This is a genomic window from Novosphingobium sediminis (assembly GCF_007991615.1).
Taxonomy (GTDB): Bacteria; Pseudomonadota; Alphaproteobacteria; order Sphingomonadales; family Sphingomonadaceae; genus Novosphingobium; species Novosphingobium sediminis.
Genome location: NZ_BJYR01000021.1, coordinates 46,975 through 62,238 on the forward strand (window position 1 = coordinate 46,975; position 15,264 = coordinate 62,238).

14 protein-coding genes are annotated in these 15,264 nt (G+C 64.2%); all 14 read left to right on the forward strand.

Annotation, left to right across the window (positions count from 1 at the left end; all coding sequences use genetic code 11):
• Positions 1-486 precede the first annotated feature (486 nt).
• The 14 genes from rpsB (at position 487) to NSE01_RS16080 (ending at position 15,053) form a co-directional block, all read left to right on the forward strand.
• Positions 487-1,254, forward strand: a complete 768-nt coding sequence (rpsB, locus tag NSE01_RS16015) for a 30S ribosomal protein S2 (RefSeq protein WP_147160660.1) — start codon at positions 487-489, stop codon at positions 1,252-1,254.
• 136 nt (positions 1,255-1,390) lie between these two features.
• Complete coding sequence (gene tsf, locus NSE01_RS16020; RefSeq protein WP_147160661.1) at positions 1,391-2,317, forward strand: translation elongation factor Ts; 927 nt, start codon at positions 1,391-1,393, stop codon at positions 2,315-2,317.
• Between the two features lie 143 nt (positions 2,318-2,460).
• Positions 2,461-3,186 (forward strand): UMP kinase, encoded by a 726-nt coding sequence (gene pyrH / locus NSE01_RS16025; protein ID WP_147160662.1) that lies wholly within the window; start codon positions 2,461-2,463, stop codon positions 3,184-3,186.
• A 15-nt stretch (positions 3,187-3,201) separates the two neighbouring features.
• Entirely contained in the window at positions 3,202-3,759 is a 558-nt protein-coding gene (frr, locus tag NSE01_RS16030; RefSeq protein ID WP_147160663.1) for a ribosome recycling factor, read from the forward strand.
• Positions 3,760-3,848: 89 nt separating this feature from the next.
• Entirely contained in the window at positions 3,849-4,493 is a 645-nt protein-coding gene (uppS, locus tag NSE01_RS16035) for a polyprenyl diphosphate synthase (RefSeq protein WP_246135254.1), read from the forward strand.
• Positions 4,480-5,226, forward strand: coding sequence for a phosphatidate cytidylyltransferase (locus NSE01_RS16040; protein ID WP_147160665.1), 747 nt, complete (start codon positions 4,480-4,482; stop codon positions 5,224-5,226). The genes uppS and NSE01_RS16040 overlap by 14 nt, the downstream gene beginning before the upstream one ends.
• A complete protein-coding gene (locus tag NSE01_RS16045; RefSeq protein WP_147160666.1) occupies positions 5,223-6,380 on the forward strand; it encodes a 1-deoxy-D-xylulose-5-phosphate reductoisomerase in 1,158 nt (385 codons plus the stop codon). The genes NSE01_RS16040 and NSE01_RS16045 overlap by 4 nt, the downstream gene beginning before the upstream one ends.
• Positions 6,381-6,388: 8 nt before the next feature.
• Positions 6,389-7,501, forward strand: a complete 1,113-nt coding sequence (gene rseP / locus NSE01_RS16050; protein ID WP_246135247.1) for an RIP metalloprotease RseP — start codon at positions 6,389-6,391, stop codon at positions 7,499-7,501.
• A 277-nt stretch (positions 7,502-7,778) separates the two neighbouring features.
• Positions 7,779-10,412, forward strand: a complete 2,634-nt coding sequence (bamA, locus tag NSE01_RS16055) for an outer membrane protein assembly factor BamA (RefSeq protein ID WP_147160667.1) — start codon at positions 7,779-7,781, stop codon at positions 10,410-10,412.
• The gene (locus NSE01_RS16060; RefSeq protein WP_147160668.1) at positions 10,412-11,125 is read left to right on the forward strand and encodes an OmpH family outer membrane protein; all 714 of its coding nucleotides are present in this window, start codon (positions 10,412-10,414) and stop codon (positions 11,123-11,125) included. The genes bamA and NSE01_RS16060 overlap by 1 nt, the downstream gene beginning before the upstream one ends.
• A 12-nt stretch (positions 11,126-11,137) precedes the next feature.
• Entirely contained in the window at positions 11,138-11,614 is a 477-nt protein-coding gene (gene fabZ, locus NSE01_RS16065; protein ID WP_147160669.1) for a 3-hydroxyacyl-ACP dehydratase FabZ, read from the forward strand.
• Positions 11,615-11,709: 95 nt separating this feature from the next.
• The gene (rpmE, locus tag NSE01_RS16070) at positions 11,710-11,934 is read left to right on the forward strand and encodes a 50S ribosomal protein L31 (protein ID WP_054123190.1); all 225 of its coding nucleotides are present in this window, start codon (positions 11,710-11,712) and stop codon (positions 11,932-11,934) included.
• Between the two features lie 113 nt (positions 11,935-12,047).
• Positions 12,048-12,500, forward strand: coding sequence for a MarR family winged helix-turn-helix transcriptional regulator (locus tag NSE01_RS16075; protein WP_147160670.1), 453 nt, complete (start codon positions 12,048-12,050; stop codon positions 12,498-12,500).
• Between the two features lie 195 nt (positions 12,501-12,695).
• A complete protein-coding gene (locus NSE01_RS16080; RefSeq protein WP_147160671.1) occupies positions 12,696-15,053 on the forward strand; it encodes a TonB-dependent receptor in 2,358 nt (785 codons plus the stop codon).
• Positions 15,054-15,264 lie beyond the last annotated feature (211 nt).

Sequence of the window (15,264 nt, forward strand, 5' to 3'; positions counted from 1 at the left end):
GTTGAAATCACACAAGTGAACCCGGCCAAGGTACTTGGCCAAACGAAACGGCAATTCCGGTCTGAAACCGGTCGGCGCTCGGCAAGATCCGCTTGCCAAAGCAGTAAGCCAGATAAGCCAGAGAAGTCGCGATCCATCCCGTGAGTCTTGAAAACGCCGGGAAACATGGCGACTGGCGGAGTTGCCCGTCGACAACTTTATGGCTGTATCCAGATTTTTTGACAAGTAGTATTCACTGCCTATTTGACACTTGTCAGCCGGACTTGACGCCCTGTCGCGGCAGTTGTGCAGGGTTGCGGGGCCACTTGCTTGTAGACGCTGCGCTTTTCCGGCGCTAACGGCGCCATCGCTACATCGCGATTCGGGCATGGTGCCTGCGGAGCGCTGCGGCAATCCACATGGAATGCGCACATACCGGTGCCGCGTTGGGGTTTCTCCCGCCCGCGGTTCCTGCATTCCAGAGGCTCAACCGGAAAGGAAAGTCCTATGGCGGCTCCCGTCGTCACCATGCAGCAATTGATCGAGGCCGGCGCACACTTCGGCCACCAGACCCACCGCTGGAACCCGCGGATGAAGCCGTACATCTTCGGCGCCCGCAACGGCATCCACATCCTCGACCTCTCGCAGACCGTGCCGCTCTTCGCCCGCGCGCTCGAGTTCGTTTCGGCCACCGTGCAGGGCGGCGGCAAGGTGCTGTTCGTCGGCACCAAGCGCCAGGCGCAGGAGCCGATCGCTCAGGCCGCGCGCGCTTCGGGCCAGCACTATGTCAACCACCGATGGCTGGGCGGCATGCTCACCAACTGGAAGACCATCTCGGGCTCGATCAAGCGCTTCAAGGCGCTCGAAGAGCAGCTCTCGGGCGACACCGCGGGCCTCACCAAGAAGGAAGTGCTCCAGCTGACGCGTGAGCGTGACAAGTTCGAGCTCTCGCTCGGCGGCATCCGCGACATGGGCGGCATTCCTGACGTGATGTTCGTGATCGACGCGAACAAGGAAGAGCTGGCGATCAAGGAAGCCAACGTCCTCGGCATCCCGGTCGTCGCGATCCTCGACTCGAACGTCTCGCCCGATGGCATCGCGTTCCCGGTTCCGGCGAACGACGACGCCAGCCGCGCCATCCGCCTCTACTGCGAGGCCATTGCTGCTGCCGCCACCCGCGGTGGCCGCGATGCCGCGATCGCTTCGGGTGCGGACCTCGGCGCGATGGCCGAGCCGCTGCCGGAAGAAGCTGCGGTCGAGCCGACCGAAGCCTGATTGTATCGGTTCAGGTGGCGGGGCCTTTCATGGCACCGTCACCGAACTGACCCGCATACCCCTTACGGGCCGCGCCAGGTAGCTGTGACCGGGCTGCGGCCTCACCCATATTCACGAGACAAGAAGGATCACCGCAATGGCCTATACCGCCGCTGACGTGAAGAACCTGCGCGAGCGCACTGGCGCGGGCATGATGGACTGCAAGAAGGCGCTGAACGAGACCGGTGGCGATTTCGAAGCCGCGGTTGACGCGCTGCGCGCCAAGGGCCTTGCCGCCGTTGCCAAGAAGTCGAGCCGCACGGCTGCTGAAGGCCTCGTCGGCGTTGCCGTTTCGGGCACCCGCGGCGTGGCCGTCGAAGTGAACTCGGAAACCGACTTCGTTGCCAAGAACGAGCAGTTCCAGGATTTCGTGCGCAAGACCACCGAAGTCGCGCTCGGCCTCTCGGCTGACGACGTCGAGGCGCTCAAGGCCTCTGCCTATCCCGATGGCGGCACCGTTGCCGACAAGCTGACCAACAACGTCGCGACCATCGGTGAGAACCAGCAGGTTCGCCGCATGAAGACCGTTGCGGTCTCGTCGGGCCTCGTCGTGCCCTACATGCACAACGCTGCTGCGCCGGCGCTCGGCAAGATCGGCGTGCTCGTCGCGCTGGAATCCGAAGCCGGAGCCGATGTGCTCGAACCGCTCGGCAAGCAGATCGCGATGCATATCGCGGCTGCTTTCCCGCTGGCTCTGAAGGCCGAGGACCTCGACCCCGAAACGATCGCGCGTGAACGCAAGATCGCGGCGGAAAAGGCTGCTGAAAGCGGCAAGCCCGCTGAAGTGCAGGCCAAGATGGTCGATGGCGCGGTCGCCAAGTATGCCAAGGACAACGCGCTGCTCTCGCAGCTCTTCGTCATGGACAACAAGACCCCGGTCGCGCAGGTCGTCGAGGCTGCCGGCAAGGCTGCAGGCTCCAAGATCACGCTGGTCGACTACGTCCGCTTCCAGCTCGGCGAAGGCATCGAGAAGGAAGCCACCGACTTCGCGGCTGAAGTCGCCGCGGCTGCCGGCATCAAGTAAGCACTGCACACCTCGCGGCGCTTCCCGCCTTGCGGGGAGCGCCGCTGTGCATCTGCACACAAACCTGTGCCCGATACCCTTGGCACGAGCCGCCCCGCGCGTATAAGAGCGGCGCTTCCCTCTCTGACGAGTTCTTCCAGACGATGAGCCTTCCTCCCATCAAGCGCGTACTTCTCAAGCTTTCGGGCGAAGTGCTGATGGGGAGCCAGCCCTTCGGCATCGATACCGATTTCGTCGCGCAGATGGCTGAGGAACTGAAGTCGGCGAAGGAAACAGGGCTCGAGCTGTGCCTCGTCATCGGCGGCGGCAACATCTTCCGCGGCATGGCGGGCGCCGCCAAGGGGATGGACCGCGCGCAGGCCGATTACATGGGCATGCTCGCCACGATCATGAACTCGCTCGCGATGCAGAGCGCGCTGGAAAAGATCGGCGTTGAAACCCGCGTTCAGTCCGCCATCCAGATGGACGAAGTGTGCGAGCCGGTGATCCGCCGCCGCGCCGAACGGCACCTTCAGAAGGGCCGTGTGGTGATCTTCGCAGCAGGCGTTGGCGCCCCCTATTTCACCACCGATTCCGGTGCTGCGCTCCGCGCCGCCGAGATGAAGTGCGATGCCCTGTTGAAGGGCACCAGCGTCGACGGCGTCTATGACGACGATCCGAAGAAGAACGCGAACGCCAAGCGCTACGACATGGTCGATTTCGACACGGTGCTGGCTGATAATCTCAAGGTGATGGACGCATCCGCCGTGGCGCTGTGCCGCGACAATGCCATCCCCATCGTGGTGTTCTCGATCCGTGAGCGCGGCAATCTTGCCCGCGTTCTGGCCGGTCAGGGCACGCAGACCATCGTTCAGAAAATCAGCGCATAAAAGGAACGTTTGCTCATGGCCAAGTATGACAAGGCCGATCTCGAACGCCGCATGAAGGGCGCGGTGGAATCGCTCCGGAGCGATCTTTCGGGCCTGCGTACTGGCCGTGCCAATACCGCACTGCTCGATCCGATCATGGTCACCGTCTACGGCGCGAATACGCCGCTCAACCAGGTCGCCTCGGTCTCCGCGCCCGAGCCGCGCATGCTGTCGGTGCAGGTATGGGACAAGTCGAACATCGGCCCTGTCGAGAAGGCGATCCGCTCGGCCGGTCTCGGCCTCAATCCGATCAACGATGGCAACACGCTGCGCCTGCCGATCCCGGATCTTACCGAGGAGCGCCGCAAGGAACTGGCGAAGCTTGCCTCGCAGTATTCTGAGAAGGCCAAGATCGCCATCCGCAACGTCCGCCGCGACGGGATGGACGCGCTCAAGGCCGACGAGAACAAGAAGGAAATCTCGGAAGACGAGCGCAAGCGCTTCGAAACCGAACTGCAGAAGCTGACCGACGAGCAGATCAAGGCTGCGGACGAGGTCAGTGCGGCCAAGGAAAAGGAAATCCTGGGCAAGTGAGCTCCGCTGCGGCGCCTCAGGGAAGCGAAGCGGTTGCCGGCCAGACGGGCGGCGGCTACTCTGGTCCGGCGCGCCATGTCGCGATCATCATGGATGGCAATGGGCGCTGGGCGAAGAAGCGCTTCCTGCCGCGCGCCGTGGGCCACAAACGCGGCGTCGATGCCGTGCGCGAAGTCGTCCGCGCCGCGCGCCATATGGGGCTTGAAGCGCTCACGCTCTATGCCTTCTCGTCCGAGAACTGGAAGCGGCCCGAGGACGAGATCGCCGATCTCATGGGCCTGCTGCGCGCCTTCATCCGCAGCGATATCGACGAGTTCGCCGCCAACGACGTGCGGCTGAAGATCATTGGCGATTACAAGGTCCTGCCTGCGGATATCGTCGATATGATCGAGGATGCGCTGGCCCGTACCGCGCATGGCCGCAGCACCACGCTGGCGATCGCGCTGAATTATGGCTCGCAGCAGGAAATCGCCCGCGCCGCGGCGGCTGCGGCAGCCAAGGGCGAAGTGACCGTCGCCGCGATTGAGGCCGAACTCTACACCTCGGACCTTCCGCCGCTCGATCTCATCATCCGCACCTCGGGCGAAGTGCGCCTCTCGAACTTCCTGCTGTGGCAGGCGGCCTATGCCGAGATGTGGTTCACCGACATTCTCTGGCCCGATTTTACCCCCGGCCACCTGCGCGAGGCGCTGGACCATTACGCCACCCGCGAGCGCCGCTATGGAGGGCGTTGAGCCGGCTCCGGCCGAGCCCACCAAACCGCGCAGCGATCTGCCGGTGCGCGTGGCTTCGGCGGTGGTCATGCTTGGGATCGCGGGGTTTGCGCTGTGGCAGGGCGGCCTCGTGCTCAAGGGCTTCATCGCGCTGGTCGGCTTCGGCGTGTTTGCCGAATATGCCATGCTCGCCGCGAAGATCGCGCCAGATCCGGCGCGGATGGTAACGGCGGTTCTCACTGGCGGGCTCTACATCGGCTGGGCGGCGTTCGCGCTGATCGTCATGCCGCCGGTGCTGCTCATCGCGGTGCTGGGCCTCGTCATCTGCACCGATACCGGCGCCTACTTCGCTGGTCGCGCCATTGGCGGGCCGAAGATCGCGCCAAGCATCAGCCCGTCCAAGACCTGGGCCGGCCTTGCCGGCGGCATGGCGGCGGCGGCGCTTTGGGCAACGCTTTACATCCTGTTTGCCGCCTATGTGCTGTCTGCGATGAGCCCCACCGGGCCGAGCCTTGCCGAAGCGTTTCGCACCACGCGCATTGGCATGGCGGCGCTCGCGGGGGCAGGGCTTGCCGTTGCGGCGCAGGCGGGCGATTTCTACGAAAGCTGGCTCAAACGCCGCGCCGGCGTAAAGGACAGTGGCCGCCTCATTCCGGGGCACGGCGGTTTGTTTGATCGGGTTGACGGACTGCTCCCGGTCGCCATCATAGCGGGAACAGCCTGGGCTGCAGGCGGGGGAGCGGTTGGCGCATGACGCGCACGATAACAATTCTGGGCGCTACCGGTTCTGTAGGCGCCTCCACACTCGATCTGGTGCGGCGCAACCGCGACATGTTCCGGGTTGTCGCGCTGACGGCCAACGGCAATGCCGCGATGCTCGGCGAACTGGCGCGTGAATTCGGCGCTGAAGTGGCCGTTGTCGCTGATGAAGGCTGCCTTCCGGCGCTGCGTGAAGCCCTTTCCGGTAGCGGTATCGAGGCGGCGGGCGGTGCGGCTGCTGTCGTCGATGCAGCGGCACGCGGGGCGGATATCACCATGGCTGCCATTGTCGGCTGTGCGGGTCTTGCGCCCACCATGGCCGCGATCGAATGCGGCAAGGCCGTCGCGCTCGCCAACAAGGAAGCGCTCGTTTCGGCGGGCGAGGTGATGACCGCTGCGGTCAAGCGCACCGGCGCGACGCTGCTGCCGGTGGACAGCGAACACAACGCGATCTTCCAGTGCCTTGCCGGCAATGATCCCGCGCATGTCCACGCGATCACGCTGACGGCGAGCGGCGGCCCGTTCCGCGAATGGGAGATGGAGCGCATCCACCGCGCGACGCCCGCCGAAGCGGTCAAGCATCCCACCTGGTCGATGGGCGCAAAGATCAGCGTCGATTCGGCGACGATGATGAACAAGGGCCTCGAATTCATCGAGGCGTACCATCTGTTCCCGGTCGGCGTCGAACGGCTGCGCATCGTGATCCACCCGCAGTCGATCGTCCACTCGATGGTCGAATACCGCGATGGCTCGACGCTCGCGCAGCTAGGCCCGTCAGACATGCGCGTGCCGATCGCCTCCGCGCTTGCCTGGCCTGCGCGGATGAACACGCCCTGTGCCCCGCTCGATCTCGCCGCCATTGGCAGCCTGAGCTTCTTCAAGCCCGACGAGGAGCGCTTCCCCGCCACTCGCGTGGCGCGCGAGGCGGTCATCGCCGGCGGCGCGGCGCCTGCCGTGCTCAACGCCGCGAACGAGATCGCGGTTGCCGCCTTCCTCGCCGGTCAGATCGCGTTCACGCGCATCGTGCAAAGTGCCGAGGACGTGCTGGCGCGCGGCGTGCCCCGGCCTCCGGTGACCCTCGAAGAGGTGATCGCGGTGGACCGTGAAGCCCGCATCCGCGCGGCCGAGATGATGGAGACCGTGTCCTGAACGCTGCCGTGCAAAGTCCCGGGATCTTGCTCACCGTGCTGGCCTTCGTGCTGGTGCTGGGGCCGCTCGTCTTCATCCACGAGTTGGGGCATTATCTAGTCGGCCGTCTGTTCGGCGTGAAGGCAGACAGTTTTTCCATCGGTTTCGGCAAGGAAGTTGCCGGCTGGACCGACAAGCGCGGCACCCGCTGGAAGCTCTCTGCGCTGCCGCTTGGCGGCTATGTCCAGTTCGCGGGTGACATGAACCCCGCTAGCACGCCGAGCGCTGAATGGCTTTCGCTCCCTGCCGAAGAGCGCGAACGCACTTTTCAGGCCAAGCCGGTGTGGCAGCGCGCACTGATCGTGCTGGCCGGACCGCTGACCAACCTGCTGCTGGCGGTCGTGATCCTCGCCAGCTTCACGCTCGCCTATGGCAAGGTCTTGATCCCGCCCGTGGTTGGCATGGTGCAGGAAGGCTCGGCTGCTGCGAAGGCTGGTGTGCAACTGGGTGACCGCGTGGTCTCGCTGCAGGGTTCGCCGATCGACAGCTTCCTCCAGATCCGCCTTGCGGTCGCGCAGCATCCCGGTGAGCCGCTTGATCTCGTGATCGAGCGCGGCGGGCGGCGCATCGCGCTTCCGGCCGTCGCGGCCTACAAGGAGGTCAGCGATCGGTTCGGCAACACGCAGAAGATCGGCTACCTCGGCATTGGACCCGCATCGGCAGAGCGCGTCTCGGTCGGTCCGGTTGAGGCTGTCGGCGATGCGGTGGTGCAGACGCGCGACATCATGGGCATGATGATCACCGGCATCAGCCAGATCGTGACCGGCAAGCGCGAGATCAAGGAACTCGGCGGGCCGATCAAGATCGCCAAGTATTCGGGCGAACAGCTGGTCTCGGGCTGGGCGAACTACGTCTGGTTCATCGCGCTGATCTCGATTAACCTCGGGTTCATCAACCTGTTGCCAATTCCGGTACTCGATGGAGGCCACCTCGCGTTCTACGCGATCGAGGCGGTCAGCCGCCGGCCGGTCAGCCAGCGCGGGCAGGAATGGGCCTTCCGCACCGGCCTGGCTCTGGTCGCTGCGCTGATGCTGTTCGTGACCTTCAACGACGTTGCGTCACTGCGCGTATTCGGAGGGTGAGAAGAGTTACGTCGACCCGGTCTGGTTTGCGCTTCATGGCGCAGCAGTTTGGGAAGCCGGATTTTCCACAAAATGCGGGGCAATTACGGTCTGCCGCGGTGAGCTTGCTTGATTGGCGGGCTTGCTTCGGGCAGGAGGCGGCATCGCGGGGCGTGACGGATTGTTGCCGTCGCGCGCCATGGTGCGGGGCGGAGCGGCGGGTGCCGCTTCGCTGCACGAACAAACGGGATGGCGCTTGGTGATGAATGCTTGCAACTTGCCCCGGACCGCACGTGGCATGACTGGTCAGAACAATCTGGCAGCCACGCTGGCGGCGCTCGCGGCAACCACCTGCCTTGCCGGGATGCCCGTGCTCGCCAGCGCCCAGACGGCTGAGGCGCCTGCCGCGGCACCGGCTGCCGCACCTGCTTCGGCTGCCGCTGCTCCCGCGCCGGCTCCGGCGCCAGTCGAACTCGTCCGTTCGATCACCATTTCGGGCGCCCAGCGCCTCGAACCTGATACGATCCGTTCGTACATCCGCCTCAAGGAAGGCGACAAGTACACCCAGGCCGCCGCCGACCAGGTCCTCAAGGACCTCTACGCGACCGAGCTTTTCGCCGACGTGCAGGTGCGCGACAATGGCGGCGACGTGGTGATCGAGGTCAAGGAAAATCCGGTCGTCAACCGCATCATCCTCGAAGGCAACAAGCGCCTGAAAGAGGACAAGATCCTGCCCGAGATCAAGCTCGCGGCACGCCAGATCTTCACGCGTTCCAAGGTCCGTGCGGACGTTGCCCGCATCATCGAGCTCTACAAGCGCCAGGGCCGCTTCGCCGCCTCGATCGAGCCCAAGATGGTCATGCTCGATCAGAACCGCGTCGATATCGTGTTCGAGATCAACGAAGGCCCGAAGTCGCGCGTTCGCCAGATCAACATCATCGGCAACGAGAAATTCAGCGCCAGCCAGCTGCGCGGCGAGATGGTGACCAAGCAGTCGCGCGTGTTCCGCGTGTTCTCCAGCGGCACCAGCTACGATCCGGATCGCCTTGCGTTCGACCAGCAGAAGCTGCGCCAGTTCTACCTGACGAACGGTTATGCCGATTTCCGCGTCGTCTCGGCCGTGGCGGAACTCACGCCCGACAAGCGCGATTTCATCATCACCTACGTGGTCGAGGAAGGGCAGCGCTATCATTTCGGCGACGTGAAGGTTGATAGCCAGCTGCGCGATTTCGATGGCGATGCGCTGGCCAAGCGCCTGCCGCTCAAGCCCAAGCAGTGGTACAACGCCAAGCTGGTGGAAGACACGGTCGACAGCCTGACCGAGACGGCAGGCAGCTTCGGCTATGCCTTTGCCGACGTGCGGCCTGACTTCAACCGCAACAAGGACGACCTGACGATGTCGGTCACCTTCCGCATTGCGGAAGCACCGCGCGTCTATGTCGAACGGGTCGACGTCAACGGCAACACCCTGACGCAGGACAAGGTCGTCCGCCGCGAATTCCGTGTGGCCGAGGGTGACGCGTTCAACTCGTTCCAGATCAAGCGTTCGTCGAATCGCATCAAGTCGCTCGGCTACTTCCAGGAGAAGTTCGAGGTCGAGCAGAAGCCGGGTTCGGCGCAGGACCGCATCATCCTCGAAGCCAACGTCGAGGAGAAGCCCACCGGGCAGCTGCAGCTTTCGGCTGGCTTCTCAAGCCTTGAGAGCTTCATCTTCCAGGCCTCGATCCAGCAGAACAACTTCCGCGGGCGCGGCCAGACGATCGGTCTTTCGGGCGATTTCTCGCGCTATTCGCGCTCGGTCCAGGTGAGCTTCACCGAGCCCTATCTGTTCGATCGCAACGTTTCGCTTGGTGTTGATATCTATCGCCGCGATTTCAACAGCTTCAACTTCTTCAACGCGAACCGCAACACGACCTACAAGCAGTCGACCACCGGCTTCCAGGTCCGCGCCGGTCTGCCGTTGACCGAGTACATGTCGCTGATCGGGCGCTACACGCTCAACCTCGAGAACGTGACGCTCGACCAGAACACGTATTACCTGCCCGATGCCAACGGCAACCTGCAGTGCTCGATCTACCTTGCCGGCCGCTATCTGTGCGATGCCATTGGCAAGCGTACCAGCTCGATCATCGGCGCCAGCGTGGTCTACGATACGCTCGATAACCGCCTGCGCCCGACGAGCGGCTCGCAGTTCGTGGTGGGTGTCGATGTCGCGGGCCTCGGCGGTTCGGTGCGCTATGCGCGCATCAATGCGAATGCTTCGCGCTTCTTCGCGCTGGGCAAGGGCTTCGTGTTCTCGGTGCGCGGCGAGGGCGGGGCGATCAAGGCGCTCGGCAACCGCACCAACGATCCCACGATCGACGATGTCCGGCTGACGGACCGCTACTTCCTCGGCCAGCCGCAGCTGCGCGGTTTCGACATTCGCGGCGTCGGCCCGCGCGTGCTGCGCAAGTTCTACAGCGGGTTCGATCCCAAGGATGGCAGCGGCGGCGTGACGAGCCCGGATCGCAACCAGTGGGTCGATGACGCGCTGGGCGGCAAGTACTACTACCTCGGCCATGCCGAACTCGAGATCCCGCTGGGTTCAGGCGCGCGCGAACTGGGCCTGCGTCCTTCGATCTTCGTCGATGCGGGTGCGGTGTTCAGCGTGGCCAAGCCAGCCGTGTTCGGCACGACCCTGCTCTATCAGGATAACATCACCGGCCGCCTCACGACGTCTTCCTCCGATTCCGCAGGCAAGGCAAACAACGTGGCCCAGAAGTTCGACGAGACCTTTGTTGGCAACAGCCCGAAGCCGCGTATTTCGATCGGCTTCGGGGTCAACTGGAACTCGCCGTTCGGACCGTTCCGCATCGACGTGGCCAAAGTCCTCAGCAAGGTCGATGGCGACGATACTCAGACAGTCAACTTCAACGTAGGAACCCAGTTCTGATGCAAAACCGTATTATCGCGGCATTTGTTGCCGCCCTCGCGCTTGGCGCGGCGCCCCATGCCATAGCGCAGGCAGCGGGCGTGGCCGCTCCGGCTTCGAGCACCCCCGGCGGCATCGTCGCCCCCGGCATTGCTTATGCCAATGCCCAGGCCGTGGTCGGCGCTTCGGCTGCCTACAAGACCGCGATGGTCCAGCTTCCGGTGACCTACAAGGCGCAGATCGATGCGGTGAACACCCGCCGCAACCAGATCGCTGCCCAGCTCAAGCCGCTCTACGACAAGTTCGAAGCGGATCAGAAGGCTGCCAAGCCCGATCAGGCCGCGCTCCGTACGCAGGCCGCGCAGATCCAGCAGATCGAGCAGTCTGCCGAGCGCGAGATCCAGCAGATGGCCGAGCCGCTCAACGTGGCGCAGCAGTACATCATTGAGCAGATCAGCGACAAGCTCACCGCCGCCACCCAGGCCGCGATGACCAAGCGCAAGATCACGCTCGTGCTCGATTCGCAGAGCGTCCTGAAGGCCGATGCGGTCTACAACCTCAATCAGGATATCCTGAACGAGCTCAACACGCTGATCCCCAGCGCCCAGCTCGTCCCGCCCGCCGGCTGGTTGCCGCGCGCGCAGCGTGAAGCTGCCGCGCAGCAGGCCGCAGCGCAGGGCGGTGCGACTGCTCCGGCTCCCGCGGCTGCCGGCAAGCCGCCCGAAGGCCGCTGAGGCGATCGCGAGATGAGCGAGGATACGACCGAAGCGGGTGCGCCCGCTTCGCTCAGCCTGGACATCCGGGGGGTGATGGCGGCGCTTCCGCACCGCTATCCCCTCCTGCTTGTCGATCGGGTGGTCGAACTGGTCGTGGGTGAGCGCATCCACGCCATCAAGGCGGTCTCGATGAACGAGCAGTTCTTCCAGGGCCACTTCCCCGGACGGCCGATCATGCCGGGTGTCCTGCAGATCGAAGCGCTGGCGCAGGCCGCTGGCGTGCTGGCGGTAGAATCGCTCGGTCTCGCCGGCACGGGCAAGCTCGTCTATTTCATGGCGATCGAGGAAGCCAAGTTCCGCACGCCGGTGGAGCCGGGCTGCCTGCTCGATCTCCACGTCGAGTTCACCCAGAAGCGCGCCCGCGTCTGCAAGTTCGCCGGCAAGGCCATGCTGGGCGACAAGATCGCAACGGAAGTCAGCTTCACCGCGATGATCGCGGATAGCTGATCGGTTGCCTTTTCGGTGCGAACCGTATAGGGGCGCGCCTTTCCGAGATTCCCTGAGGCCGGTCGGAACCGGCTTCGCATTGTGGAGCGAGACCCATGAAGGCCAATACCCACCCCGATTACCACATGATCAAGGTGCAGATGACCGACGGCACCGTGTTCGAGACCCGCTCGACCTGGGGCAAGGAAGGCGACACCATGGCGCTCGAAATCGATCCGTTGTCGCACCCGGCGTGGACCGGCGGCACCCGCCAGCTCGATCAGGGCGGCCGCGTGGCGCAGTTCAACAAGCGCTTTGGCGGTCTCACGCTCAAGAAGTGAGCGCTGGATCGGACGTGAATTACCGGAAAAGGGCGGCTTCGGTCGCCCTTTTTTCGTGAAATGCGTCTGCACCGGCTCTTGCCTTCACCACGCGGCGGGATGAAAGAGCGCGCATGGCTGTTCTGACCAATGCCCTCGACAAGCTGCTTGGCTACCAGATGCGCCGCGCGACTGCGGTGCTCATGGCCGATTTCGTGCGCACCCTCGCCGATTTCGACATGCGCCCTGCCGAAATCACCACGCTGCTGGTCATCGCCGAGAATCCCGATTGCTCGCAAAGCGAGGTAGGCGAGGCAATCGCGATCAAGCGCGCCAACATGGTGCCGATCATCGCCCGCCTGATCGAGCGCGGCCTTGTTGCGCGCACCCGGGTCGATGGGCGAAGCCTTGCCTTGCGGGTGACCGGCAAGGGGGCAGAACTCGCCGCCGAAGCTTGGCGCCGCATCGCCGAACATGAAGCCCGTTTTCGGGACCGGCTCGCCCCGGCAAACCTCGATACGGTGCTTGCCGCGCTTCCGGTCTTGCGCTCGGCGGTCGATGATGGTGGTCCCGCCGACGGGCAATAGTCCGTCACATCGGCTGCCTCACTAACCATTGGTACTGTAACCAGAATACACAGGGGCCGCGGATTCGGCGCGAACCTCTCATTTTTGGCGGTTGTCGCGTTAGGGTCCGCTGCCAAACCTCTCCCTCGAAGCCGGGACTACGCACTGCGGACTAACCGCGGGCTCCGGCCGTCCATTGGATGAGAGGAGAATGCCATGCGGTATACGCACGTACTGGGCTGGTCGTCACTCGCGGCGGTTGCCGTTTCCCTGGCCATGCCTGCCCACGCGGCGGAAGCCGCTGATGCCGCCGATCAGGGCGGCACTTCGGCGGAAGCATCGGGCAAGGACGTCATCATCGTGACCGCCACGCGTCAGGCGGCCGACAAGCAGAAAGTCGGCGTCGCGCTGACCGCGATCACGTCGGAGGACATCGCGCTCCTCGCGCCGCGCACGCTGCAGGATATTCAGGGCACCGCGCCCAACGTGTTCATCGGCAGCGGCACCGCCGCACCGGGGCAGAGCGCCATCTTCATCCGCGGCCAGGGCTATGCCGACGTGGAAAAGACGCAGAGCCCGCCGGTTGGCGTGATCCAGGACGGCGTGTTCTTCGGCAACAACACCGGCCAGCTGCTCGACATGTTCAACGTCTGCTCGGTCGAAGTGGACCGCGGGCCGCAGGGCATCTTCTACGGCAAGAACACCACTGCCGGCCTCATCAACCTCACCCGCTGCGCGCCCACCCGCAAGCTCGGCGCCAGCTTCGAACTGGGCTATGGCTCGTTCAACGAGTTCTACGGTCGCGGCGTGCTGAATGCGCCGCTGGGTGACAAGGGCGGCATCGCCTTCTCCGGGCAGTATCGCCGCATCGACGGCATCCTCAACAATGTGTTCACCAACAAGCGCGCTGGTGGTTCGGAATACCGCGCCTTCAACCTCAAGCTGAACTACGACCTCACCGACTGGCTCAAGGCGGACCTCAGCCTCGATCACATCCACCAGTCGGGCGGCGGCACGCCGGTCCAGTTCGGCAACAAGCTGTCCGCCTCGATACTGTCCGGCGGCAACCCGGCCGCCGTCTGGCCGAGCTACAACGCCGAGACCGGCAGCCCGGATGGCCTGAAGCCGCGTGAGATCGGCAATAACCTCGGCGCCGACAAGGACCGCCTGAACACCAACATGGCGAGCCTCACGCTCAAGGCGCAGACCCCGATCGGCGAGCTCGTCTCCCAGACTTCGTACATGTCGTCGGGCGATACGGTGAACCAGGACTTTGACGGCACCTGCAAGGGCGCGCCGGGCTGCACCAGCGTCGGCAACCCGCTGCTGGCCGCAACCGGCAGCCAGCTGCTGACCTTCCGCGACCAGACCTACAAGCAGTTCACCCAGGAAATTCGCCTCCAGGGCAAGGCGGCGGACGGTCTCATCGATTACATCGCCGGTGCCTACTACTACAATCACAAGATCACGCTGCACCAGAATACCAATGCCGTGATCGATCAGTTCTCCGGCGAAAAGGACCACAGCTGGTCGTTCTTCGGCAACGTGGACATCAACCCCACGCCCACGATCAAGATCTCGGGCGGTGTGCGCAACATCTTCGAGGCCAAGCGCTTCAATACCGAGTATACCCTGTTCGGCACGATCCCGATTGTCCCGCGGATCGGTGACCGCCGCAGCTGGCAGAAGCTGATCACGCGCTTCAATATCCAGTGGCAGGCTGCGCCCGATGTGCTGCTCTACGTGAACCGCTCGGAAGGTTTCCGCTCGGGCGGCTTCTCGATCCGCGGTACGCTTTCCGAACAACAGGCTGCCTCGACAAACTGTGGCACGGTCGGCGGCTGCCCGGGCAACAACTTCCTCTCGTTCCTGCCGGAAACCAACACGACCTATGAAGGCGGTATCAAGACCCGCTTCTTCAACCGTGCGGTCACCTTCAACGCGGCTGGCTTCATCAACGACATCAAGGACTTCCAGCAGTCGCAGGTTGTCGTGACGCCCGGCTACGGCCCCGGCACCAACACCTATGTCGTCAGCTTCCCCAAGGTCCAGATCAAGGGTCTCGAGTTCGAGCTCGATCTCGATGCCGGCAAGCTGAGCGAACCGCTGAAGGGCCTCTCGCTTTCCGGCACGCTCGGCATTCAGGATGCCAACGTTAAGAACGGCAAGGTCAACGGCCAGACATCATCGATCGGTCCGGCCGCGCAGGGCGGTGCCCCCGGCACCGTTGCCGACTTCACGGGCGTGCTGCTCCAGCGCGTACCGAAGACGAGCTACACCGTCCGCGGCAGCTACGTCCGCGATCTCTCGGATGATGCGAAGATCTCGCTGACAGCGGGCTATTCGTGGCTGTCGAGCTTCTCGCTCGGCACGTTCGGCACGCTCAACGATATCCAGCCCAGCTACGGCCTGCTCGATGCCTCGGCCTCGCTCAACTACAAGGGCTACTTCCTGCGCGTGGCGGGCAAGAACCTGACCAACGTGGCCTACCGCACGCAGTCGCTGCCCACCGTGTTCTTCCAGGGCTGGGCGGCCCCGGCGACGTTCACCGTCTCGGTCGGCGCGAAGTTCTGATCCTCGCGTAATCGCTGAACACAAGGAACCCCGGCGGATGGCCTCCGTCGGGGTTTCTGTTTGCCTGCGGTGCACCCCTCGCATCTGCAAATAGGCTTCTGTAGAGGGGTGTCGGCATTGATCCTTCCTGCCCGCAAGATTCCGCTTCCCATTTGGCGCTCATTCTGCAAAAGCGCGCGTCCGCAGTGCCGATCATTTGGTGCTGCGTGAT